Annotated in this window: 1 protein-coding gene; it reads left to right on the plus strand. The window is 37.5% G+C overall.

The window, feature by feature from the left end; translation table 11 throughout:
• Positions 1-582 (plus strand): HAD-IC family P-type ATPase (locus tag IDG60_RS27020; protein WP_206160337.1); only part of this gene is annotated, 582 nt, incomplete at both ends.

Raw genomic sequence — 582 nt, forward strand, 5'->3', positions numbered from 1 at the left:
TTAAAGGTGGCGAGTTTGTTGAACGCACACATCAAATTGATACCATCGTTTTAGATAAGACGGGTACCATTACAAATGGTCGTCCAGTCGTGACAGATTATCATGGTGACAATCAAACGCTACAACTGCTTGCTACTGCTGAAAAAGATTCTGAACACCCATTGGCAGAAGCCATTGTCAATTATGCAAAAGAAAAGCAATTAACATTAACTGAGACAACAACATTTAAAGCAGTACCTGGCCATGGTATTGAAGCAACGATTGATCATCACCATATATTGGTTGGTAACCGTAAATTAATGGCTGACAATGATATTAGCTTGCCTAAGCATATTTCTGATGATTTAACACATTATGAACGAGATGGTAAAACTGCTATGCTCATCGCTGTTAATTATTCATTAACTGGTATCATCGCAGTGGCAGATACTGTCAAAGATCATGCCAAAGATGCTATAAAACAATTGCATGATATGGGCATTGAAGTTGCCATGTTAACTGGCGATAATAAAAACACTGCTCAAGCCATTGCAAAACAAGTAGGCATAGATACTGTTATTGCAGATATTTTACCAGAAGAAA

This window comes from Staphylococcus sp. EG-SA-2 (assembly GCF_017152085.1).